The organism is Pseudomonas sp. G1002 (genome assembly GCF_013385455.1).
Taxonomy (GTDB): domain Bacteria; phylum Pseudomonadota; class Gammaproteobacteria; order Pseudomonadales; family Pseudomonadaceae; genus Aquipseudomonas.
In genome coordinates, this window is record NZ_JACAPY010000026.1 from 76,630 (window position 1) to 99,379 (window position 22,750).

A 22,750-nucleotide genomic window follows, 5' to 3' on the forward strand; every position below is an offset into this window, starting at 1 on the left:
TTGCTCGCGAAAGCGGTGGGTCAGTCACACATGTATTGACTGAAACTCTGTCTTCGCGAGCAAGCCCGCTCCCACACAAGCTCGCTCCCACCGTAAAACTCTGCGCCCCATCGAGATACTTCCCATGAATGAACTCCTCAACTTGCAAGGCTTCGGCCCGCTGCTGGCCCAGGGTGCCTGGATGACGGTCAAGCTGGCGTTCCTGGCGCTGCTGCTGAGCCTGTCCCTGGGACTGCTCGCCGCCGCCGCCAAGCTCTCCAGCGTCAAGCTGCTGCGGGTTCCGGCCACGCTCTACACCACGCTGATTCGCAGCGTGCCGGACCTGGTGCTGATCCTGCTGATTTTCTACAGCCTGCAACTGTGGCTGAACGACCTGAGTGAAATGCTCGGCTGGGCCTACTTCGAAATCGACCCGTTCACCGCCGGTGTCATCACCCTCGGTTTTATCTACGGTGCGTATTTCACCGAAAACTTTCGCGGGGCGATTCTCAGCGTGCCCGCCGGCCAACTCGAAGCCGCCACCGCCTACGGCCTGAGCCGCTGGCAGCGCTTTCGCCTGGTGCTGTTCCCGCAACTGATGCGCTTTGCCCTGCCGGGCCTGGGCAACAACTGGCTGGTGCTGCTCAAGTCCACCGCGCTGGTGTCGATCATCGGCCTGTCAGACCTGGTCAAGGCCGCACAAAACGCCGGCAAGACCACCAATGACCCGCTGTATTTCCTGATCCTCGCGGGCCTGGTGTACCTGGTGATCACCACCCTCTCCAACCGCATCTTCAAACGCCTGGAACGGCGCTACAACTTGGGCATCAAGGGGATGGCGCGATGATCGAACTGATCCAGCAATACGGCCTGGCCTACCTGTTCACCGACGGTAACGGCTTTTCCGGGGTGGCGATGACCCTGTGGCTGTTCATTATCTCGGTGGTGCTGGGCTTCATCCTGTCGATCCCGCTGGCGATCGCGCGGGTCTCGGAACACTTCTGGATTCGCTGGCCAGTGGAGGTCTACACCTACCTGTTTCGCGGCACGCCGCTGTATATCCAGTTGCTGATTTGCTACACCGGCCTCTATGGCCTGGACGTGGTGCAGGACAACGCCCTGCTCAACCAGTTTTTTCGCAATGCACTGAACTGCACGCTGCTGGCGTTTGTATTGAACACGTGCGCCTACACCGTGGAAATCTTTGCCGGGGCGATTCGCAACATCCCCCACGGCGAGATCGAAGCCGCCAAGGCCTACGGCCTGCATGGCTGGCGCCTGAACCTGTTTGTGGTAGTGCCCGCCGCACTGCGTCGCGCACTGCCGGCCTACAGCAATGAAATGATCCTGATGCTGCACGCCACGTCCCTGGCGTTCACCGCCACCATTGCCGACATCCTCAAGGTGGCCCGCGACGCCAACGCCGAGACGTTCCTGACGTTCCAGGCCTTCGGCATCGCTGCCCTGTTGTACATGCTGCTGTCCTTTGCACTGGTGGGCCTGTTTCGACTGGCCGAACGTCGCTGGATGCGTTTTCTTGTTCCTACCCGAGGCTAACCCATGAATCAGTCCGCGCAGGCCCTGGCCGCTTATCCCACCGATGTACGCCCCGCTACCCAGCCGGTCGCCGTGGCCGAAAACGCCAACGTCAAACTCCAGGTCGAAGGCCTGCACAAACGCTATGGCGAGCATGAGGTGCTCAAGGGCGTTTCACTGAACGCGCGCAACGGCGACGTGATCAGCCTGATCGGCGCCAGCGGCTCCGGCAAGAGCACGATGCTGCGCTGCATCAACTTCCTCGAACAGCCGGACGCCGGGGTTATCACCCTCGATGGCATCAGCATCGAAATGCAGCAAGGCCGCGCCGGCACGCGCGCGCCGCACCAGGCGCAATTGCAGAACCTGCGCACCCGCCTGGCCATGGTGTTCCAGCACTTCAACCTGTGGAGCCACATGACCGTGCTGGAAAACATCACCATGGCGCCGCGCCGGGTGCTGGGGGTGAGCGCCGCCGAGGCGGAAAAACGCGCACGCCTGTACCTCGACAAGGTCGGCCTGCCGGGCCGGGTGGCGGACCAATACCCGGCATTCCTCTCCGGCGGCCAGCAACAGCGCGTGGCCATCGCTCGGGCCCTGGCGATGGAACCGGAGATCATTCTGTTCGACGAACCCACTTCGGCCCTCGACCCTGAACTTGTAGGAGAAGTGCTCAAAGTCATACAGACGTTGGCGGAGGAAGGTCGTACCATGCTCATGGTCACCCACGAAATGGGCTTTGCCCGCCAGGTGTCCAGCCAAGTGCTGTTCCTGCATCAGGGCCGCGTCGAGGAACAAGGCGGAGCCGAAATCCTCGACCAGCCGAACAGCGAACGCTTGCAGCAATTTCTTTCCAACCGATTGAAGTGAACACCACACACCATGGATACCAAGGCCACCGGACCGAACGCCTCACCTGTGCTGGACCGCATCGATGAAGCCATCATCGACGTGTTACGGCACCAGGGACGCATCACCTACGAAAAACTCTCGTCGCTGGTGCACCTGACGCCCAGGCCGTGCCTGGAACGGGTACGCAAGCTGGAACGACGCGGGGTCATCCGGGGTTATGGGGCGATCATCGACGTGCAGATGGTCTCGCCGGGGCTGTCACTGCTGGTGCTGGTGGCCCTCTCCAACCAGAGCGGGCGCTCGGCGCAGAAGGCGTTCGAGGCATGTGTCAAAGCCTGCCCGCAAGTGTTCGAGTGCCAGTTGATCAGCGGGCCGTTCGACTACAGCCTGCGCATGCGCTGCCGGGACATGGAGCACTACCGCGTGCTGACGGAAACCTGGCTGAACAATGATGAATTGCACATCGATAAATTGGTGGCGCATCCCGAGCTGGCGGTCGTAAAAAACACCGCCACCGAACTGGCCTGAACCCGCCCCTACAGGCAATAGAGATCAAATGTGGGAGCGGGCTTGCTCGCGAATGCGGTGTATCAGTCGCTGGATGTGCTGCTGACACACCGCATTCGCGAGCAAGCCCGCTCCCACCTTTAACCGTGCCCGCTTGAAATTCGCTTGCCTGGACGCGCCCCAATCATCTTCGCCTGCCCATCCCGCTGCTTGCCCGTACGCGCCTCGCTGATCAGTCCCGGAATCAACTTGCCCTCCGGCAGATTCTTCCAGAACCGGCTCGGCAAATGCCCTTCCATCACCTTCGGATTCAACCGCGCCGGGTTAAAGATATGGCTGTAGTACGTCAACCACATCGCACTGTGGGGATCCTCGACATTCTGCGCCAACGCCTGCCATTCCACCGGGCATTGCCGCTGGTGAATCAACTGCTCCCCGTCGTAATAAACCCCATCCAGGGGCGTGGCGATCATCCAGCGATGACGCCCCATGCGCCCGACAAAATGCTGGCTGGCCACCTTCAAGATATCGTGGGCCGGCTCATGCCACGCCACGTACTCCGGCAACTGCGGCCCCGCCTCTGCCGGCAATGCGATAAACCGCACAAACGCATGCAGGTGATGGGCCTCGCGCTGCACCTGCTTGATCCGCCGCTGCAATTCGCTGCCCAGCTTGTCCCCCGACATCATCGCCGTGCGGTCCCCATGGCTGACGCGCCACAGCACCTCATACAACAGGCTCCAGCGCTGTTCACCGTGATAACACGCGGCAGACTCCAGCAGCTCCAGCAGCGCCTTGGGAATCCGCGCCTGGAACGGCCCGCACTCGGCCGGGTACTGCTCGTCGGTGGCAAACAGGTCCGCCACCTCGGCCACGCCCCAACTCACGTGGCTGGGGTCGATCTGATGGCTGAGCAACCAGCGCGCCTGCTCGCGCCAGGTGCTGAACAGGTTGTCGCATTCCAGGCTGATCATCCCCACAGCCCCATTTGCTGCGGCTGCGGGCGGTCGCGCAGTTGTTCGCGCAGCAGCACGCTGGTGCTTTCCGCTTGCTGCGGGTGGTAGTCGCTGGTGATGAAAAACGGCTTGGCCTTGGTCAGCACACAGCGCATGCGCGCCAGGTCTTCGAAGCGGATCTTGCGCTGGCGACGCAGGTCCACCAGCCGCTGGGTGGTACGCAGGCCAATTCCGGGAATGCGCGCAATAAGCGTCGGCTCGGCCCGGTTCAAGTCCAGCGGGAACACCTCGCGGTGCTCCAGCGCCCAGGCCAGCTTGGGGTCGATATCCAGGGCCAGGTCGCCCGGCCCTTCAAACAGTTCATTGGCGCTGAACCCGTAGCTGCGCAACAGGAAATCCGCCTGGTACAAGCGGTGCTCGCGCATCAGCGGCGGCGCGGCCAGGGGCACGCTTTTCGGGCTGTTGGGGATCGGGCTGAACGCCGAGTAATACACCCGGCGCAGTTTGAAATTGCCGTACAACGCCTCGGCGCTGTGGAGGATGGTGCTGTCGTCGGTGTCATCGGCGCCGACGATCATCTGCGTGCTCTGCCCGGCCGGCGCGAAACGCGGCGCGCGGGGTTCGTTGAGCACCGTCTGCTCACCGGTATAGATGGTTTGCATGGCCTGCTTGATCGAGACGATCTGCTTCTCGGGCGCCAGGGTTTGCAGGCTCTTGTCCGTTGGCAACTCGATATTCACGCTGAGGCGATCGGCATACCGCCCCGCCTCGGCAATCAGTGCCGGGTCGGCTTCGGGAATGGTCTTGAGGTGGATATAGCCGCGAAAGTCATGCTCTTCGCGCAGCAGTTTGGCCACCCGCACCAGCTGCTCCATGGTGTAGTCGGCCGAACGGATGATGCCGGAGCTGAGAAACAGCCCGCTGACGCAGTTGCGCCGGTAAAAGTCGAGGGTCAGGGTCACCACCTCCTCCGGGCTGAAGCGTGCACGGGGCACGTCGCTGGAGCGGCGGTTGACGCAGTATTGGCAGTCGTAGAGGCAGAAGTTGGTCAGCAGCACCTTGAGCAACGACACGCAGCGACCGTCGGGCGTGTAGCTGTGGCAGATGCCCATGCCATCGGTGGAACCCAGCCCCGCCTTGCCTTCCGAGCTGCGCTGGGGCGCACCGCTGCTGGCGCAGGACGCGTCGTACTTGGCGGCGTCGGCGAGGATGCTGAGTTTTTCGATCAACTGCATGGGGCTTCTACCGATACTGGTTTTTTGTACAGTATCAGCAGCCGCCCCCGCGGTTCAAGTGCAGCCTGTCAGCTGGCGGTGGCCAGCAACACGTCCTGCACCGAACGGCTCTTGCCGCGGCTGCGGTCGTGTTCGTACAGCGACGCAGCAATCTCGTCGGCACGGATCGGCAGGATCGACAGCAAGGTATCGCTCAGGCCATGGCTGGCCTGGCTGAAGCCCTGCATGTAGATGCCGGCCTTGCAGCGCTCGTCGGTGACGATGCGGTAGTCGCGGCTGACTTCAAAGTCGCCCATATAGTCGGCCAACGGTGCGAGCAACTGACGATGCATCTGGCGCTCGTAACCGGTGGCCAGTACGACGGCATCGTAATGGTTGAGGCTGGTTTCGCCGGTGGCGTTGTTGCGCAGCGCCAACTCCACACCCAGCGGCCCGGCCGTGGCTTTTTCCACGGTGGTCAGGGTACGGAACGCGTGACGGGCAATGCCGGAAACTTTCTGGCGGTAGAAGATCCCGTAGATGCGCTCGATCAGGTCCAGGTCCACCACCGAATAGTTGGTGTTGTGGTATTCGTTGACCAGGCGCTCGCGCTCGCTGCCGTTCTGCTGGAACACCAGGTCGGTGAACTCCGGCGAGAACACTTCGTTGACGAACGGGCTGTCATCCGCAGGCTTGAGGGCCGAGCCGCGCAGGATCATGTCGACCTGCACCGACGGGAAGCTGTCGTTGAGGTCGATAAACGCCTCGGCTGCGCTCTGGCCACCACCGATGATCGCGATGCGCATCGGCTTGCCGTCGACACACGGTTGCTGGGCCATGCGTTCCAGGTACTGGGAGTGATGGAACACCCGACCGTCATCCTTGAGCGCCTTGAACGACGCCGGAATACGCGGCGTACCACCGGCGCTGACCACCACCGAGCGGGTGGTGCGCACGTGCTGTTCACCCTGGGCGTCCCGGGAAATCACCCGCAGCGCCTCTACCTGCTGCTGATGCAGGATCGGCTCGATGGCCAGCACTTCCTCGCCGTAGCGGCTTTGCGCCTGGAACTGCCCGGAGACCCAGCGCAGGTAGTCGTTGTACTCCATGCGGCACGGATAGAAGGTACCCAGGTTGATGAAATCCACCAGGCGCCCGTGGGCCTTCAGGTAATTGACGAAGGAATAAGGGCTGGTGGGATTGCGCAGGGTCACCAGGTCCTTGAGGAAGGAAATCTGCAATTCACTCTGGGTGACCAGGGTGTTGCCGTGCCAGCGGTAGTCGGCCTGTTTGTCGAGGAACAGCACGTCCAGTTTGCCCTGGGCTTTCTCGCGTTCCTGCAGGGCGATGGCCAGCGCCAGGTTCGAAGGGCCGAACCCGATACCGATCAGGTCGTGAACGGCGGGCGATGCAATTGCCTGTGTCATTCCAGTGTCCTCTGGATAAGCCCCGTGGCAGTGGGGCGGGAAAGCCTCAGAGACCTGAAGGCACAGCAACAGGTCGTGTGTTGATAGGAGACGAGGACAATGAAATAAAATTTAGCTAACGCTGGAATCAGTGCGCATCCCACTCACGCATGCGCGCCCGGCAATGCTTCATGGCATTGACGATGTGTTTTTCCACCAGCGCGCGGGAAATACCCAGGCGCTCGGCGATTTGCAGGTGGGACAGGCCGTCGAGCTTGCGCAGCAGGAAACTGTCACGGCAGAGCGCCGGCAGCTCGGCCAGCGCGCGCTCAAGCATTTCCAGGCGCTGGCCGTGGTCCAGGCAGTGATGGGGCGAAGACAGCGAAAAACGCTCCTCGCTGTCGAGTACTTCCAGGGGTTCATCCTGGCGCAGGGCGTTGCGCCGATGACCGTCGATCACCAGGTTCAGCGCCGTGCGATAGAGAAACGCCCGGGGCTGCTCGATCGGGACCTCACTGGCACGCCCCAGCACCCGCACATAAGCGTCATGCACCACATCTTCGGCCACCTGACGGTTGCCCAGCTTGGCGTTGAGGAAACACACCAGCTCGCGATAGTAGTTTTCCAACATGACTCCCGACCGCCTGTAGGCGGCATTAGGTCCTTTGAGTACGAAGATAACGGCCGATTCGATGATGGCAGTTTGAGGTGCGTGTAATTTATAGTAATTCTCATCTAGTTTTAAACAAGACTTGCAACGCCGGCCAATTATTTTGCCTGACACACCTGTAACGGCATATGTAACGGCCTAAATCCCCGGACAATTTCCTCGTCTACCTGTCAGCTTCCCGCTCCTGCGGGCCGATCTTTCCTGGCTGGAACTCTGCATGAAACGTCCTCGACCTGCCCGACGCGCCCTGCTTGTGGTCGCGTGCCTGATCCCCGTCATCGCTTTAGCTGCCTGGCAGGTCCTGCCGCCGGGCCGGGACAAGCTGGCGACCGTCACCGTGACCCGGGGCGATATCGAAAGCAGCGTCACGGCCCTGGGCACCCTGCAACCCCGGCGCTACGTCGACGTGGGCGCCCAGGCGTCCGGACAGATCCAGAAGATTCACGTCGAGGCCGGTGCCCAGGTCAAGGAAGGCCAATTGCTGGTAGAGATCGACCCCTCGACGCAAAAAGCCAAGCTCGACGCCAGCCGCTACGCCATCGAGAACCTGCAGGCCCAGTTGCAGGAGCAACGGGCCCAGCACGAACTGGCTCGCCAGAAGTACCAGCGCCAGCAACGCCTGGAAGCCGGTAACGCCACCCGGGAAGAAGACGTGCAAACTGCCAGGGCCGAACTGAGCGCCACCCAGGCGCGGGTCGACATGTTCCTGGCGCAGATTCGCCAGGCCAGGGCCAGCCTGCGCAGTGACGAGGCAGAGTTGGGCTACACGCGCATTTATGCGCCAATGAGCGGCACCGTGGTCGCGGTGGACGCCCGGGAAGGCCAGACCCTCAACGCCCAGCAGCAAACCCCGCTGATCCTGCGGATCGCCAAGCTTTCGCCGATGACCGTATGGGCCGAAGTCTCGGAAGCCGACATCGGCCATGTCAAACCCGGCATGACGGCCTACTTCACCACCCTGAGCGGCGGCAGCCGACGCTGGACCAGCACCGTGCGGCAGATTTTGCCGATCCCGCCCAAGCCGCTCAACGAAACCAGCCAGGGCGGTGGCAGCCCGAGCAGCGCCAGCAAAAGCGGCACCGGGCGAGTGGTGCTTTACACGGTGCTGCTGGACGTCGACAACACCGATAACGCCTTGATGGCGGAAATGACCACCCAGGTATTCTTCGTCGCCGGCCAGGCCAGGGACACCCTGACCGCGCCGGTTGCCGCCCTGCAAGGCAGCCTCGGCGGCGACAAACAGATCGCCCGCGTGGTGGCGAAAAACGGCAGCATCGAGCAACGCGAAATCCGCCTGGGCCTCAGCGACCGCCTGCGAGTCCAGGTGCTGGAAGGCCTGAACGAAGGCGATCACCTGCTGATCGGCCCGGCCGATGGCAGCGGAGGTTGAATGTCGACCCCACTGATCGAACTCAAGGGCATCCGCAAATCCTACGGCGGCGGCGACACGCCGCAGGTTGATGTGCTGCGCGGCATCGACCTGGCGATCCATGCCGGGGAATTCGTGGCGATTGTCGGCGCCTCCGGCTCCGGCAAATCCACGCTGATGAATATCCTCGGCTGCCTCGACCGCCCCACCGAGGGCGACTACCTGTTCGCCGGAGAGAACGTCGCCCAGCTCGACAGCGACGAACTCGCCTGGCTGCGCCGCGAGGCCTTCGGTTTCGTGTTCCAGGGCTATCACCTGATCCCTTCCGGCTCGGCCCAGGAAAACGTCGAGATGCCGGCGATCTATGCCGGCATCAGCGCCGCCGAACGCCATGCCCGCGCCAAGGCCCTGCTCACGCGCCTGGGCCTGGCCGAGCGCACCGGCAACCGCCCGCACCAGCTTTCCGGCGGCCAGCAACAACGGGTGTCGATTGCCCGGGCATTGATGAACGGCGGGCATATCATCCTCGCCGACGAACCCACCGGCGCCCTCGACAGCCACAGCGGCGCGGAGGTCATGACCCTGCTGGACGAACTGGCCAGCCAGGGCCACGTGGTCATCCTGATCACCCACGACCGCGAAGTCGCGGCGCGGGCCAATCGCATCATCGAGATCCGCGACGGGCTGATCATCAGCGACTCTGCCGAGACCAGCGAGACGCCCCCCGTGGCCATCTCCGGCGCGTTGCAAGCCGTGGACCTGCGCCAGCGCCTGGCCGATGGCGCCGAGCACAACGGCGCCTGGAAAGCCGAGCTGCTGGATGCCGTGCAAGCCGCGTGGCGGGTGATGTGGATCAACCGTTTTCGCACGGCGCTGACGCTGCTGGGGATCATCATCGGCGTGGCGTCGGTGGTGGTGATGCTGGCGGTGGGCGAAGGCAGCAAGCGCCAGGTGATGGCGCAGATGGGCGCTTTCGGCTCCAATATCCTCTACGTCAGCGGGTCGGCGCCCAACCCGCGCACACCACCCGGCGTGATCACCCTCAACGACGTGGCCGCCCTGGCGGCCCTGCCTCAGGTCAAGCGCATCATGCCGGTGAACGGCGCAGAGGCCGGGGTGCGCTTTGGCAACGTCGACCATATGGCGTATGTCGGGGGCAATGACACCAATTTCCCGGCCATTTTCAACTGGCCAGTGGTCGAGGGGAGTTACTTCACCGAGGCCGACGAGCGCGCCGGAGCCACGGTGGCAGTGATCGGCAAACGGGTACGCGACAAGCTGTTCAAGGATGTGACCGACCCGATCGGGCAATACATCCTGATCGAAAACGTTCCATTCCAGGTGGTCGGTGTGCTCGCCGAAAAAGGCGCCAGCTCCGGCGACAAAGACAGCGACGACCGTATCGCCATCCCCTACTCTGCCGCCAGCGTGCGCTTGTTCGGCAGCTATAACCCCGAATACGTAGTGATTGCCGCCGCCGACGCGCGCAACGTGCACGACGCCGAACAGGCTATCAATCAGTTGTTGCTGCGCCTGCACAACGGCAAGCACGACTTTGAACTGACCAACAATGCCGCGATGATCCAGGCCGAGGCACGCACCCAGAATACCTTGTCACTGATGCTCGGCTCGATTGCCGCGATTTCGCTGCTGGTGGGAGGTATCGGGGTGATGAATATCATGCTGATGACCGTACGTGAACGCACCCGGGAAATCGGCATTCGCATGGCCACCGGGGCGCGGCAGCGGGACATCCTGCGCCAGTTCCTCACTGAAGCGGTGATGCTCTCTGTGGTCGGCGGCGTCACCGGCATCGGCCTCGCCCTGCTGGTGGGCGGCGTGCTGATCCTCAGCAACGTGGCCGTCGCGTTCTCGATTCCGGCCGCCGTGGGGGCCTTCTTCTGCGCCCTGGTCACCGGCGTTATCTTCGGTTTCATGCCGGCCCGCAAAGCCGCTCGACTTGACCCGGTCAAGGCCCTTACCAGTGAATGATCGCCCTATGAAAGTGTCCCTGACCCTCCTCGCCGCCAGCCTGCTGCTGGCCGCCTGCAGCAGCCCCGCACCGCGTCCGGGCGCAGGCATGCAAACACCGCCCGCCTGGCACAGCGCAAGCGACGCAACGGCGCTGCGGGCCAACCAGCAATGGTGGACAAGTTTCGACAGCCCCCAGCTCAACCAACTGATCGAACAGGCCCGCAGCGACAGTTACGACCTGGCCAGCGCCATGGCCCGGGTGCGCCAGGCCCAGGCCAGCGCAGTGATAGCCGGCGCACCGTTGCTGCCTGAACTGACCGGCGCGTTCAATGCAAACCGCCAGAAGCTGCTGCGGGGCAAGGGCTACAGCCAGCTGGACGCTACCAGCAGCAACAAGGCCGTGGATTACTTCGATGCGCGCCTGAGCGCCACTTACGAAATTGATTTCTGGGGTGGCAAGCGCGCCGCCCGGGACAGCGCCGTGGAAGAGGTGCGCGCCAGCGAGTTCGACCAGGCCACCGTGGAACTGACCCTGCTCAGCGGTGTTGCGACCAGCTATACCCAGTGGCTGTCATTGCGTGAGCAACTGCGCATCGCCCAACTCAACCTGGACAACGCCCAAAACGTGTTGAAGCTGGTGCAGACTCGCCACGATGCTGGCTCCGCCACCGCCCTGGAACTGGCCCAGCAAAAAAGCCTCGTGGCCGCACAACAACGCCAACTGCCGCTGGCACAGCAACAGGCCGACGAGGCCTTGATCAGCCTCGCGGCACTGCTGGGCACACCGGTGCAGGACCTGCACCTGGCCCCGCAACCCTTCGCCCAATTGAACTGGCCGGGCATCGCCGCCGGTGTTCCCAGCCAACTGCTCAGCCGCCGTCCCGACATCGCCAGTGCCGAGGCCCGGCTGGCAGCAGCCCAGGCAGACGTCACCGTCGCCCGGGCAGCCATGTTGCCCACCCTCACCCTCAGTGCCGACCTTGGCTCGGGCGCCAACAAGCTCGCCGACGTAGTGCGCAGCCCGTTCTACAACCTCACTTCCGGCCTGGTCGCACCGATCTTCAACAATGGCCGCCTGAGCGCCGAGCGGGACAAGGCCCGGGCGCGCCAGGATGAGCTGCTGCAGACGTACCGGGGAGCGATCATCAATGGCTTTGCCGATGTGGAAAAAGCCCTGAGCAGCATTCGCGGGCTGGATGCGCAGCGTCAGTGGCAGAGCGAGGAACTGAGGGAGGCGCAGACTGCCTTTGAGATTGCCCAGAGCCGCTATGAAGCCGGGGCGGAGGACTTGCTGACGGTGCTGGAGACGCAGCGCACGTTATATGCGGCGCAGGACATGAATGTGCAATTACGCCGATCGCGGCTGAACGCAAGCATTGCGTTGTATAAGGCACTGGGGGGCGGCTGGCAGGTGCCAGCAAGCACAATCAACTGAATGAAAGCCGGGCTTGCCCGGCCCCAGCCGTTGAGCGGCGCGCTTTAGAGCACCCGCTCCTTGACCTTCAAATGGCGCGCGTACCAGGGACGCTTCGGCACCTTGCGAAACAGCCCGGCCAGCCTGTCCTCATCCGCCCCGAAGGTAATCCGCAGCGCCAGCTTCATGGTCTCCGGGTCCATCTCCATCGACTTGCCCATCTGCAACCCCGGCGTGGTGCTGCAACCATGGGTGTCCGGCCCCAGCCACGGGTCATCCACCTCCACCCAGCGCCCCGGCGCAAACCAGGGCACGCCGTTGACCTCCAGCCGGCTCACTTCACCCGGATGAAAACGCTCGTGGGCACGAAACCAATCCTCGATGCGGTCATCGATCCAACCATGAAAACGCCAGAACACCGGATTCACGTGAGAAGAAAACGGATCTCCAAGGAAGTCATTCTCTGCCACATACCAACGCGCGGCAAAGTCAGCCGGGTCCCGTGCAAAAGGCACCGGCGCGCCGTTGGACGGGTCCCGCGGCACCGAGGCCCAGCGCATATGCAGCCAGTCGTGCAGGCCCAGCTCCACCTCCGAGCCGAACTGCCCCAATGTGAGTTTCGCCAGGTAGCGCGGGTCGCGGTACTGCGACTCCCAGACCTCAAAGTTACTGTGGTAAGTCTCGGCCGCCTTGATATCGCTGACCCACTGGGTATACGCACTGTCATTCGCCGCCATCCAGGTAGGCGGCAACGCGAAACCGTCATGATTGTCGAAATAACGCACAAACCCCTGGCGATCACGCTCCAGCCCCGGCTGTGGCTGAGGGAAGTACGTCCACGATGGCAAGTCCTGCATCGAACGTGCGGCGCCCAGCATGTGCCGATGCATGAAAAAGAAGTCGATGCCCGAACCGTTGCGATCCTTGCGCGGCCCCCGTGCATCGCGCTCCCGGTCACGCGGACCAGGCTGCCAGCCGATCCCCCGCAAGGCATTACGCCTGTCTTCGGAGAGTTTGTGCCACTGGTCACGGGAAGCGTGCCAGAGCTGGTGAAACAGGCGATGTTCGGGAGCAATCAACCAGGCCAATAGAACCGGGTTGAGACCGATGCGCTCACGCGCCTCGGGAAACAGCCGCTTGGTGGCGACAAAATGATTGTCCCGTTCGAGCAGGGCCAATGGGCGGTCCAGGCTGAGGATCTGCCCGCTCAAGGTGCCGCTGCCGGCGTTACCGAATTCGGCCCAGACTTCATCAAGGGTCATTTTGAACTCGTAGGCTGGAGCCCCGTCCACGGCATCGCGGTCGATCAGGCGCCAGTACAGATGCGCCCCGTCTCCGGGAGTCAGGTCACCCAACACACGATAGCGCGGCTCGCCGTCGGCACGCAGTTGTTCGCCAGTGTCGAGGTAGCCCCGCAGGCCACGCCCACGCGGGGCAACGTCGAGGAGCAATTCCAGGCCCTCCAGGGGCAGGCCTTTCAGGCCGGCATCGCGGCCTGCCAACTGCACATGCCAAACGCCACGCAGGCTGTCCGCCAAATGCTGGCCGGCGGTGTCTGCCAGATCCACCGTGGCTTCGCCCGGGGTAATCGGAAACTCTTCACGCGTCAGCTCGCGATGGGCATAAAAGGCCGCAGGCACTGCAGCGCCAGTCAGCGCCAGGCCGGCGATGAACCCTCGTCGAGAAATCGTCATTGCTTTACCTGTGTCAGCCATCAAGCAGGCTTTATCCAAGCTAGAACGTTCGCTGACAGGGGAAATTTAGCACCGCGCCTCCCAGGCTTAAATTTTCCCGGCCATCGCTCGTTCATCCCAGATAGCAAAGGCCTCAACTGACTGAGATGGCAATGACAAAACCACGTTCGAAAAAGGCGTTGTACTTCGGCCTGCCGCTGGTCCTGGCCATTGGCGCCGGGGCCGGGTTCCTGGCTTGGGACCATTGGTTCAGGGGCAATGCCGGGTACCCGTTGGCGGTAATCAAGCAGGCCAATGAGATGCAGGACCGCCTGCTGTCGTTCGACAGTCACATCACCGTGCCGCTCAACTTTGGTACCGCCGGCAACGAAGCCGACAAGGACGGCAGCGGCCAGTTCGACCTGGCCAAGGCCAGCCGGGGGCGCCTGTCGGGTGCAGCCCTGACGATTTTCGGCTGGCCGGAAATGTGGAACGGCCCCAATGCGCCCCACAAGCCCACCGCGGGTTTTGTCGAAGAAGCCCGCCACCAGCAGGAGACTCGCTACAAGATCATCTCCGGCATGGTTCGCGACTTCCCCAACCAAGTGGGCATTGCCTACACCCCGGATGATTTCCGGCGTCTGCATGGCGAAGGCAAGTTTGCGATCTTTATCAGCATGCTCAACGCCTACCCGCTGGGTGATGACCTTAATCAGTTGAACCTGTGGACCGCGCGCGGCATGCGCATGTTCGGCTTCAGCTACATCGGCAACAACGCCTGGTCGGACTCGTCACGCCCACTGCCGTTTTTCAATGACTCACCCGATGCCCTCGACGGCCTCTCGGATATCGGCAAGCAAGCCGTGCATCGCCTCAATGACCTGGGGGTAATCATTGATGTCTCGCAGATGTCCACCAAGGCCCTGGAGCAAGTTGCGCAACTGAGCCGCACACCGATGGTGGCCTCCCACTCGGCGCCACGGGCGTCGGTGGACATACCACGCAACCTCAGCGACAAGGAACTGCAACTGATCAAGAACAGCGGCGGTGTCGTTCAGGTGGTGGGCTTCCCAGCTTACCTGCGCCCCCTCAGCCAGCCCACCCAGGACAAACTCAACGCGTTGCGCGCGCGCTTCGACCTGCCGCCACTGCCCAACCTGGCCGTAGCCCTGATGCCCGGCGACCCGATCATCTCGGCCTGGCCAGAACAAAAGTTTGGCCAATACGCCAGTGCGCTGTACGCCATCCTCGAAGAAGAACCCAAGGCCACCCTCAAGGACTTGGGCGATGCCATCGATTACACCGTGCGCAAGGTTGGCATCGACCACGTCGGCATCGCCTCGGACTTCAACGACGGCGGCGGCCTCAAGGGCTGGGAGAACGTCGGCGAAGTGCGCAACGTGACTGCGGAACTGATCCAGCGCGGCTACTCCGAAGCCGATATCGCCAAGCTCTGGGGAGGCAACTTCCTGCGGGTCTGGGACCAGGTACAAAAAGCTGCCAAGCCATTGGCCAACCGCTGAACCACCCTCAATGAATGAAGTGAATTCATGACCGACCGCCGTACGTTTCTCAAGCAGGCCGGGCTTCTCGCCGCGAGCCTGCCGCTGGGCACTGCCATCATCCCCCAGGCACTGGCAGGCAATGCGGCACCACCTGGCGACCCTTGGGCAGGCTTTCGCCAACTGTTTACCCAGGACCCGGACTACCTGCACTTTTCGAATTTCCTGGTGGCCTCGCACCCCAAGCCGGTGCGTGAGGCCATCGAGCGCTACCGCGCGCAGATCGACCGCAACCCCGGCCTGGCCATGGATTGGGACCTGCAAGAGACATGGAAGCGTGAAGGCCAGGTGCGCGAATGGGCCGGCCGCTACCTGAATGCCAGGCCCGGCCAGATAGCCCTGACCGGCAGCACCTCCGAAGGCCTGGCGATGATTTACGGCGGGATCCAGGTACGCCCCGACCAGGAAATCCTCACCACTGTTCACGAACATTACGCCACCGCCTACAGCCTCGATTTCCGGGTACGCAAGGAAGGCACCCAGGTACGCAAGATCAAATTGTTCGAGAGCGCCCATTCGGTGTCCGTCGATGAAGTGCTCGGTTCTATCGAGCGCAATATCCGCCCCAATACCCGGGTGCTCGGCATGACCTGGGTGCAATCCGGCAGCGGCGTCAAGCTGCCGATCGGCGCGATCGGCAAGCTGGTGGATGAACACAACCGCAACCGTGACGACAAGGACCGCATCCTCTACGTGGTCGATGGTGTGCATGGCTTTGGCGTCGAGAACCTCGACTTCCCGGACATGCATTGCGACTTTTTCATTGCCGGCACCCACAAGTGGATGTTCGGCCCGCGGGGCACCGGGATCATTTGCGCCCGCTCGGAACAGAACACCGACGTGACACCGATGGTGCCGACCTTCTCCGAAGACACCAACTTCGCCACCACCATGACACCCGGCGGCTACCACGCCTTTGAACATCGCTGGGCTGCGGATGAAGCCTTCAAACTGCACTTGCAGTTGGGCAAGCCGCAGGTACAGGCACGCATTCATCAGCTCAACGACGAACTGAAGACCCAACTGCTGGCGCACTCGAAGATAGAGCTGGTGACACCCCGCAGCAGCGAGTTGTCGGCAGGCTTCACCTTCTTCCGGGTCAACGGCCAGGACAGCCGCGACGTGGCCGCCCACATGATGAAAAACCGGGTAGTGATCGACTCGGTATATCGGGACGCCGGCCCGGTGATTCGCACTTCCCCGGGCCTGCTCAACACATCGGCCGAGATCCAGCGCTTCATGACGTTGCTGAGCCAACGGTTGTGACGCCTCTTTTTCATTTCAGCGAGATGCTCCCATGAACCATCACCCGCACCTGAAACCGCTGGCCGCAGTGATTCTGACAACACTGTGCAGTGCCCTGCTACCGGGGTTGGCCCAGGCGGCCACGCCGACACCCGGTAAAGTGTTCAAGGACTGCAAGGACTGCCCGGAAATGGTCGTGTTGCCCGCCGGTACGTTCACCATGGGCACCCCGGAAGACGAAGTGGGCCGCGAGCCTGATGAAGGCCCGATGCACCCGGTCACCTTTGCCAGGCCCTTCGCCATGAGCCGCTTCCAGGTCACCGCCGGCGAGTGGGACAGCTATGTACGCCAGTCCGGGGTCAAGATTGCCAATGGCGATGAACGACCCGGCCGCGAGTGCGTCGCCAGCAAGCCACGCTACCCCCAGGGGCCACGCCAACCTGCCGTGTGCATGGACTTCGAGGATGTGCAGAACTACGTCGCCTGGCTATCGAAGAAAACCGGCCATCACTACCAGATGGTCAGTGAAGCCCAACGTGAATACGCCGCCCGCGCCGGCTCCACCGGCCCGTTCCCCTTCCCGTTCGACGAGGGCAAGGGCTACAGCATTGCCCAGCATGCCAACACCTACGGCCCGGCGGATGGCTACAGCTACTCGTCCCCGGTGGGCAGCTACCCGCCCAACGCGTTCGGCATGTACGACATGCACGGCAACGTCTACGAGTGGACAGCCGATTGCTACAACGACGATTACGTCGGCGCCCCAAGCGACGGCAGCGCCTGGCTGACCGGTAAATGCCAGTTCAGACGCATCCGCGGCAACGACTGGGGTGAAGCCCCCGTGTTCTCCCGCTCCGGCAACCGCAATGCGTTGGTACCGGACAACCGCGGCGACTGGATCGGCTTTCGCGTCGTGCGGGATCTGTAAGGCAGCCAGCCCTCTAAATTAACCCTCCCCCCAGTCGTTTTACAGGTGTGTGTGACCCGTCATGCAACGCATTGCGGCGCACCACCGCCCTCTATGCCACCCAGGCCGAGCCCGCGACCGAAGCCGGGCCCGGCCGATCTTCAAGCAGGGAACCTCCATGAGCAAACCAACACGTGGGGTGATCAATGAATTGTTCACCCTGCTCAAACCCTTTCGGCTGATCGTTGTCGGCTCCATTCTGCTCGGCATGGTCGGCGGCCTCAGCGTCACGGTATTGCTGGCGACCATCAATACCGTGCTGCACGCCGACAACGGCCTGACCAACACCGTGGTCGGCGCCTTTGCCGGCCTCTGCCTGCTGGCACTGGTCAGTTCGATCTTTTCCGATATCGGCACCAATTATGTGGGGCAAAAGATCATCGCCCGGCTGCGCAAGGAGCTTGGGGAAAAAGTCCTGTCGGCGCCCATCGAACAGATTGAGCGCTACCGCAGCCACCGCCTGATCCCGGTGCTCACCCACGACGTCGACACCATCAGCGATTTCGCGTTCGCCTTCGCCCCGCTGGCCATTTCGCTGACCGTCACCCTTGGCTGCATGGGCTACCTGGCGATGCTGTCATGGCCGATGTTCCTGATCATGGTGGTCGCGATCATCATCGGCACGGTCGTCCAGTACATCGCCCGGGGCCGGGGAATCAAAGGCTTCATGGAGGCCCGCGACGCCGAAGACGAACTGCAGAAACACTACAATTCCATCGCCGAGGGCGCCAAGGAGCTGCGCATCCATCGTCCGCGCAGGCACCGCATGTTTGTGTCGGGGATAGAAAGCACCGCCGACAAAATCTGCGACACACAAATTCGTTCGGTGAATATTTTCGTCGTCGCCAAGACCCTCGGCTCCATGCTGTTTTTCGTGGTCATCGGGCTGGCACTCGCCCTGCAATCACTGTGGCCGAGTGCCGACAAATCAGTGATGAGCGGCTTTGTGCTGGTGCTGCTGTACATGAAAGGGCCGCTGGAGCATCTGATCGGCACCCTGCCAATCGTCAGCCGCGCGCAGATCGCATTCCGCCGTATCGCCGCGCTGTCGGAGCAGTTTTCCTCGCCCGAACCCCACCTGCTGCTCAGCGACCAAGGCAACCAGAGTACGCCGGTGCACAGCCTGGAATTGACGGACGTGTCCTACAGTTTCCCCGCCACCGAAGGGAGCGCACCGTTTCGCCTGGGCCCGGTCAACCTGAAGATCGAGCAAGGCGACATTATCTTCATTGTCGGCGAAAACGGTTGCGGCAAGACCACCCTGATCAAGCTGCTGCTAGGCCTGTACGCCCCGCAGCAGGGAGAAATCCGCCTCAACGGGCAGCCCGTGACGGCAGTGACACGTGACGACTATCGCCAGTTGTTCACCACGATCTTCGCTGACTACTACCTGTTCGACGACGTGGTGCAGGGCGATACCCATATTCCCGAAGATGCCAACCAATACCTGCAGCGCCTGGAAATCGGCCACAAGGTCAGCGTGCGTGACGGTTCGTTCACCACCACCGACCTGTCCACCGGCCAGCGCAAGCGCCTGGCGCTGGTCAATGCATGGCTGGAGGAACGCCCGGTGCTGGTGTTTGACGAATGGGCCGCAGACCAGGACCCGACCTTCCGGCGGATTTTCTACACCGAGCTGCTGCCGGATCTCAAGCGCCTGGGCAAAACCATCATCGTGATTTCCCACGACGATCGTTACTTCGACATTGCCGACCAACTGGTCCGCATGGAAGCCGGGAAAGTAGCCACCGAACTGCAACCGGCATGAATAAGTTAGATTCTCATTCTGGTTTTTCCGGCCTCATGCGTCTAATTAAGAATCGCTAACAACTACGCAACCATTAAAACCAGTAAGAGTGAGCACAATGTCAGCAATTGCGGGGATTCCACGTTTTACCAAAGCCTTGTTCATGCGCCGTATGCTGCAGCCGGGCTTCAGCGCCACCGCGTTCAGCATGGCGCTGGCGTTGCCGTTCAGTGCGCAGGTTCAGGCCCAGGAGATCAACTTCAATATCCCGGCACAATCACTGGCAAGCGCCCTGCAGGCGCTGGGCACCCAGTCGAACATGCAAGTGCTGTACAGCGCCGATGATGTAAAGGGCCAGCACAGCCAGCCGGTGAGCGGCCGGTTGTCGCCTGAACAGGCGTTGTCGCAGATGCTGGTGGGGACCGGCGCTGTGTTCACCGTTCAAGCCAACACCGTCACCGTACGTGCCCGGGCAACGGGTGATTCACTGGAGCTGGGTGCCACCACCATCAGTGGCCAGGCTGTTGAATCGGCCTACGGCCCCGTGGACGGCTACGTTGCCACCCGCAGCGCCACCGGCACCAAGACCGATACGCCCCTCCTGGAAATTCCGCAAACCGTCAACGTGGTCACCGCTAAACAGATCGAAACCCAGGGCGCACTCAACCTGACCCAGGCCTTGCGCTACACGCCAGGCCTGAACACCGGCGGCTTCACCGACCGCAATGCGATCGCCGACGAAATCACCAGCCGTGGCTTCGCCCCTACCCAGCTGTACCTGGACGGCGCTTACTTGCCCTATGCCGGCAGCCTCGGCGGCGCCCCGCAAATCGACCCGTATACCCTGGAGCGCATCGAAGTGCTCAAGGGCCCATCGTCGGTGCTCTTTGGCCAGAACCAGCCAGGCGGCCTGATCAACATGGTCTCCAAGCGACCGACCACCGAACAACGCAGCGAGGTCAAGATCGGTGCCGGCAGCTACAACCGGGTCAACGGCGCATTCGACACCAGCGGTCCGCTCGACGATCAGAAAGAGTTCAGCTATCGCATCGTCGGCGTCGCGAAGAAAGGCAACCAGCAGGTCGATCATACCCACAGCGAACGCATGCTGCTGGCACCCAGCCTGACCTGGGCCCCGAACGACGACACATCCCTGACCGTACTGGCGCAGATCCAGCGGGACCGAGGCCTGGAAGACTATCAGGCGTTGCCAATGATCGGCTCTCTCGAGCGCGGCCCCAACGGCAAACGCATCGACCGCAACTTCTTCTCCGGCGACTCGAAATACAACGACTACAAACGTGACCAGTTCATCCTGGGCTACGACTTGACCCACAGCTTCAGCGAAAACCTGAAAGGTCGCTCCACCGCCCGCTACACCGACGTACGCGACGACTACAAAGGCTTCTACCTGCGCAGCTTCGTCACCGATGCAGTCACCGGCGCGGTCGACCAGACCCGGGCCAACCGTGTCAAACTCGACTGGCGCCAGCACAACACCGCCTACACCATCGATAACAACCTGGAATACAAATTCAACACCGGCGCGCTAGAGCACACCACCCTGGTCGGCCTGGACTATCGCAACTTCAACCGCAAATACACCGGCTACAACGCCTACAACGTACTGCCGATCAACCTCTACGGCGAAAACAACAACTACGACACCAGCAGCGTGACCCCGGAAAAAACCACCAAGTGGGACAACACCGTGCGCCAGACCGGCGTCTACCTGCAGGACCAGATCAAACTGGACAAGTGGATCCTGACCATTGGTGGCCGTCAGGACTGGGCCGAAGTTGAAAACAAGGACCTGATTGCAAACTCCATCACCGAACAGCGTGACAACAAGTTCACCGGCCGTGTCGGCCTGACCTATGTCACCGACTTCGGGCTGGCGCCGTACGTCAGCTACTCCGAATCCTTCCTGCCGACCGTTGGCACTACCGCGCCCGAACGTGGCGGCAAGGCCTTCGCGCCGACCGAAGGCGAACAGTACGAAGTGGGTGTGAAGTACCAGCCGTTCGAGAAGACGCTGATCACGGCTTCCGTGTACCAGATCAAGCAGAAAAACGTGTTGAGCCAGGATAACGAGTACACCCAGTACTCGGTCCAGCAAGGCCAGGTTCGCTCCCGCGGTGTTGAACTGGAAGTCAAATCGTCGATTGCCAACGTCGACGTACTGGCTGCTGCGTCCTACCTCGACGCGTTCTACATCAAGAACAACTACGGCAACACCGGTAACCGCACCGAGCAACAGGCACCGGTTTCGGCATCGCTGTGGGTTGACTACCACTTCACCCAGGCGGTGCTCAATGGCCTGACCTTCGGTGCCGGCGCCCGCTACACCGGCCCCAAACCCGGTGATGCTGCCAACTCGTTCGAGGTCCCGGGCTTTGTGGTCTATGACACCACCGTCAGCTACGACCTGAGCAAGGTATCGCCAAGCCTGCGTGGCGTGGAAACCAGCCTGAACGTGCAGAACGTGTTCAACCGCGAGTACGTGTCCCACTGCAACTACTCGTTCGGCTGCTACTACGGCCAGGAACGCGTCGCCTCGGTTGACGTGACGTACAACTTCTAGGCAACACCCACAAAAAAACCGGGCCTGGCCCGGTTTTTTTATGCCTGTTCTCAAGCTGCCAGCGCGGCTCGCAATGCCTGGGTCAATTGACCGTACACCTCGTCGATATCCGGCACCACGCTCTGCAGGCGCAGGAAATCGTGAATCAACCCGGCGTACTCGATCACTTCCACCGCCACCCCCTGTTCCTGCAACCGTCGGGCATAGGCACGCCCTTCATCCAGCAGCGGGTCATGACCGGCCAACGCAATCAGCGCCGGTGGCATGCCCGGGTACCCCGGCGCCAGCAATGGCGAGAAGCGCCAGTCAAGACGATCCGCCGCCTCCCGGGCGTAATGCCGGTAGAACCATTCCAGTGTCTCGGTCTCCAGCAGATAGCCCTCGCCGAACAGCTCGGTCGACGGGCTATTGGTAGAAGCGTCCGTCACCGGATAGCACAGCAGTTGCCAGCAGGGTTTAATTGCCAGCGTCGCGGGCTCGAGCACCGACTGCAACGCCAGCACCGTCGCCAGCGTGGCCCCCACACTGTCGCCACCGAAAGCCACGCGGGTGAGGTCCAGGCCTTCGGCTGCAGCGTTATCGGCCAGCCAGGCCAGGGCATCGGCGCCATCGTTCAGCGGCGTCGGGAACCTGTGCTCCGGCGCCAGTCGATAACCCACTGAAACCACCGCACACGGAGTTCTGGCGCAGAACTCGCGGCACACCCCGTCATGGGATTCCAGGCTGCCGACCACGTAGCCACCGCCATGGAAGTACACCAGCACCGGCAGGCTCTGCGCCGAAACGTCAGCTGGACGGTACACACGCAACGCCAGCGTCGCACCATCGCGTGCCGTGAATTCGATGGGGCTGCAGCGCACCCGCGCAGGCGCCTGCCAGCGCAGTTGCGCGGTGGTGCGCTCGAACGCCTCACGAGCCTGGGCGGGCGTTGACAGGTGAAACGGCCCAGGACCGTCCGCCTGGCTTTCTTGCGCCAGGTCGAGGAAGGCATTGAGTTCCGGATGCAAGGACATCGCAGGTTTCCTTATGAAAAAGCCACAGACGAAAGAGGAGCCACAAGGGCCCCTCTTTGTATAACGATGGATCGGCCTCAAT

Annotated in this window: 18 protein-coding genes; 12 read left to right on the plus strand and 6 right to left on the minus strand. The window is 62.3% G+C overall.

Annotation, left to right across the window (positions count from 1 at the left end):
• Window positions 1-124: 124 nt before the first annotated feature.
• From HX801_RS14140 to HX801_RS14155, 4 genes are read left to right on the plus strand one after another with little or no spacing between them, the layout of a single operon-like run.
• Window positions 125-826 carry an ABC transporter permease gene (locus HX801_RS14140; RefSeq protein ID WP_177022268.1) on the plus strand — a complete coding sequence of 234 codons (702 nt, stop codon included), beginning with the start codon at window positions 125-127 and terminating at the stop codon, window positions 824-826.
• Complete coding sequence (locus tag HX801_RS14145; RefSeq protein WP_003208574.1) at window positions 823-1,536, plus strand: ABC transporter permease; 714 nt, start codon at window positions 823-825, stop codon at window positions 1,534-1,536. Before HX801_RS14140 ends, HX801_RS14145 begins: the two co-directional genes overlap by 4 nt.
• Before the next feature lie 3 nt (window positions 1,537-1,539).
• Window positions 1,540-2,385, plus strand: a complete 846-nt coding sequence (locus tag HX801_RS14150; RefSeq protein WP_003208573.1) for an ABC transporter ATP-binding protein — start codon at window positions 1,540-1,542, stop codon at window positions 2,383-2,385.
• A 12-nt stretch (window positions 2,386-2,397) separates the two neighbouring features.
• A complete protein-coding gene (locus tag HX801_RS14155) occupies window positions 2,398-2,895 on the plus strand; it encodes an Lrp/AsnC family transcriptional regulator (RefSeq protein WP_003208571.1) in 498 nt (165 codons plus the stop codon).
• A 119-nt stretch (window positions 2,896-3,014) separates the two neighbouring features.
• On the opposite strand, the gene HX801_RS14160 is transcribed toward HX801_RS14155, so the two are convergent.
• The 4 genes from HX801_RS14160 to HX801_RS14175 all read right to left on the minus strand — a co-directional run bounded on the left by HX801_RS14160 (window position 3,015) and on the right by HX801_RS14175 (window position 7,081).
• Entirely contained in the window at window positions 3,015-3,848 is an 834-nt protein-coding gene (locus tag HX801_RS14160) for a TIGR03915 family putative DNA repair protein (RefSeq protein ID WP_003208569.1), read from the minus strand.
• Window positions 3,845-5,065 (minus strand): putative DNA modification/repair radical SAM protein, encoded by a 1,221-nt coding sequence (locus HX801_RS14165; protein WP_177021070.1) that lies wholly within the window; start codon window positions 5,063-5,065, stop codon window positions 3,845-3,847. Before HX801_RS14165 ends, HX801_RS14160 begins: the two co-directional genes overlap by 4 nt.
• Window positions 5,066-5,133: 68 nt before the next feature.
• Window positions 5,134-6,471: a lysine N(6)-hydroxylase/L-ornithine N(5)-oxygenase family protein gene (locus HX801_RS14170; protein WP_003208565.1), complete on the minus strand. Its 1,338-nt coding sequence runs from the start codon at window positions 6,469-6,471 to the stop codon at window positions 5,134-5,136.
• Window positions 6,472-6,598: 127 nt separating this feature from the next.
• On the minus strand, window positions 6,599-7,081 hold the full coding sequence (locus HX801_RS14175) for a sigma-70 family RNA polymerase sigma factor (protein ID WP_032899291.1): 483 nt from the start codon (window positions 7,079-7,081) through the stop codon (window positions 6,599-6,601).
• A gap of 256 nt (window positions 7,082-7,337) precedes the next feature.
• Between HX801_RS14175 and HX801_RS14180 the strand changes: the two genes are divergently transcribed.
• From HX801_RS14180 to HX801_RS14190, 3 genes are read left to right on the plus strand one after another with little or no spacing between them, the layout of a single operon-like run.
• Complete coding sequence (locus tag HX801_RS14180; RefSeq protein WP_177022269.1) at window positions 7,338-8,510, plus strand: efflux RND transporter periplasmic adaptor subunit; 1,173 nt, start codon at window positions 7,338-7,340, stop codon at window positions 8,508-8,510.
• Window positions 8,511-10,481, plus strand: coding sequence for a MacB family efflux pump subunit (locus HX801_RS14185; protein WP_177022270.1), 1,971 nt, complete (start codon window positions 8,511-8,513; stop codon window positions 10,479-10,481).
• 7 nt (window positions 10,482-10,488) lie between these two features.
• The gene (locus HX801_RS14190) at window positions 10,489-11,898 is read left to right on the plus strand and encodes an efflux transporter outer membrane subunit (RefSeq protein WP_177022271.1); all 1,410 of its coding nucleotides are present in this window, start codon (window positions 10,489-10,491) and stop codon (window positions 11,896-11,898) included.
• A 44-nt stretch (window positions 11,899-11,942) separates the two neighbouring features.
• Here the strand turns inward: HX801_RS14190 and HX801_RS14195 are convergent, their stop codons facing one another.
• Window positions 11,943-13,571: a PvdJ/PvdD/PvdP-like protein gene (locus tag HX801_RS14195; RefSeq protein WP_177022272.1), complete on the minus strand. Its 1,629-nt coding sequence runs from the start codon at window positions 13,569-13,571 to the stop codon at window positions 11,943-11,945.
• A 152-nt stretch (window positions 13,572-13,723) separates the two neighbouring features.
• On the opposite strand from HX801_RS14195, the gene pvdM reads away from it, so the two are divergent.
• The 5 genes from pvdM (at window position 13,724) to HX801_RS14220 (ending at window position 21,655) form a co-directional block, all read left to right on the plus strand.
• Complete coding sequence (gene pvdM / locus HX801_RS14200) at window positions 13,724-15,073, plus strand: pyoverdine-tailoring dipeptidase-like protein PvdM (protein WP_008434503.1); 1,350 nt, start codon at window positions 13,724-13,726, stop codon at window positions 15,071-15,073.
• A gap of 27 nt (window positions 15,074-15,100) precedes the next feature.
• The gene (locus HX801_RS14205; protein ID WP_003208551.1) at window positions 15,101-16,378 is read left to right on the plus strand and encodes an aminotransferase class V-fold PLP-dependent enzyme; all 1,278 of its coding nucleotides are present in this window, start codon (window positions 15,101-15,103) and stop codon (window positions 16,376-16,378) included.
• A 31-nt stretch (window positions 16,379-16,409) separates the two neighbouring features.
• Window positions 16,410-17,285 (plus strand): formylglycine-generating enzyme family protein, encoded by an 876-nt coding sequence (locus HX801_RS14210; RefSeq protein ID WP_003208550.1) that lies wholly within the window; start codon window positions 16,410-16,412, stop codon window positions 17,283-17,285.
• Between the two features lie 157 nt (window positions 17,286-17,442).
• A complete protein-coding gene (locus HX801_RS14215; protein WP_003208548.1) occupies window positions 17,443-19,092 on the plus strand; it encodes a cyclic peptide export ABC transporter in 1,650 nt (549 codons plus the stop codon).
• Window positions 19,093-19,189: 97 nt separating this feature from the next.
• Window positions 19,190-21,655, plus strand: coding sequence for a TonB-dependent siderophore receptor (locus HX801_RS14220; protein ID WP_008434507.1), 2,466 nt, complete (start codon window positions 19,190-19,192; stop codon window positions 21,653-21,655).
• A gap of 50 nt (window positions 21,656-21,705) precedes the next feature.
• Here HX801_RS14220 and HX801_RS14225 read toward each other — a convergent pair whose 3' ends face one another.
• The gene (locus tag HX801_RS14225) at window positions 21,706-22,668 is read right to left on the minus strand and encodes an alpha/beta hydrolase (protein WP_177022273.1); all 963 of its coding nucleotides are present in this window, start codon (window positions 22,666-22,668) and stop codon (window positions 21,706-21,708) included.
• Window positions 22,669-22,750: the final 82 nt, after the last annotated feature.

Coding starts and splice junctions, on each gene's coding strand:
- HX801_RS14195 (WP_177022272.1), bottom strand. CDS start 13,571: ATGACGATTTCTCGACGAGGGTTCATCGCCGGCCTGGCGCTGACTGGC.
- HX801_RS14215 (WP_003208548.1), top strand. CDS start 17,443: ATGAGCAAACCAACACGTGGGGTGATCAATGAATTGTTCACCCTGCTC.
- HX801_RS14225 (WP_177022273.1), bottom strand. CDS start 22,668: ATGTCCTTGCATCCGGAACTCAATGCCTTCCTCGACCTGGCGCAAGAA.
- HX801_RS14190 (WP_177022271.1), top strand. CDS start 10,489: ATGAAAGTGTCCCTGACCCTCCTCGCCGCCAGCCTGCTGCTGGCCGCC.
- HX801_RS14165 (WP_177021070.1), bottom strand. CDS start 5,065: ATGCAGTTGATCGAAAAACTCAGCATCCTCGCCGACGCCGCCAAGTAC.
- HX801_RS14185 (WP_177022270.1), top strand. CDS start 8,511: ATGTCGACCCCACTGATCGAACTCAAGGGCATCCGCAAATCCTACGGC.
- HX801_RS14170 (WP_003208565.1), bottom strand. CDS start 6,471: ATGACACAGGCAATTGCATCGCCCGCCGTTCACGACCTGATCGGTATC.
- HX801_RS14155 (WP_003208571.1), top strand. CDS start 2,398: ATGGATACCAAGGCCACCGGACCGAACGCCTCACCTGTGCTGGACCGC.
- HX801_RS14140 (WP_177022268.1), top strand. CDS start 125: ATGAATGAACTCCTCAACTTGCAAGGCTTCGGCCCGCTGCTGGCCCAG.
- HX801_RS14220 (WP_008434507.1), top strand. CDS start 19,190: ATGTCAGCAATTGCGGGGATTCCACGTTTTACCAAAGCCTTGTTCATG.
- HX801_RS14180 (WP_177022269.1), top strand. CDS start 7,338: ATGAAACGTCCTCGACCTGCCCGACGCGCCCTGCTTGTGGTCGCGTGC.
- HX801_RS14150 (WP_003208573.1), top strand. CDS start 1,540: ATGAATCAGTCCGCGCAGGCCCTGGCCGCTTATCCCACCGATGTACGC.
- HX801_RS14175 (WP_032899291.1), bottom strand. CDS start 7,081: ATGTTGGAAAACTACTATCGCGAGCTGGTGTGTTTCCTCAACGCCAAG.
- HX801_RS14205 (WP_003208551.1), top strand. CDS start 15,101: ATGACCGACCGCCGTACGTTTCTCAAGCAGGCCGGGCTTCTCGCCGCG.
- HX801_RS14210 (WP_003208550.1), top strand. CDS start 16,410: ATGAACCATCACCCGCACCTGAAACCGCTGGCCGCAGTGATTCTGACA.
- HX801_RS14145 (WP_003208574.1), top strand. CDS start 823: ATGATCGAACTGATCCAGCAATACGGCCTGGCCTACCTGTTCACCGAC.
- HX801_RS14160 (WP_003208569.1), bottom strand. CDS start 3,848: ATGATCAGCCTGGAATGCGACAACCTGTTCAGCACCTGGCGCGAGCAG.
- pvdM (WP_008434503.1), top strand. CDS start 13,724: ATGACAAAACCACGTTCGAAAAAGGCGTTGTACTTCGGCCTGCCGCTG.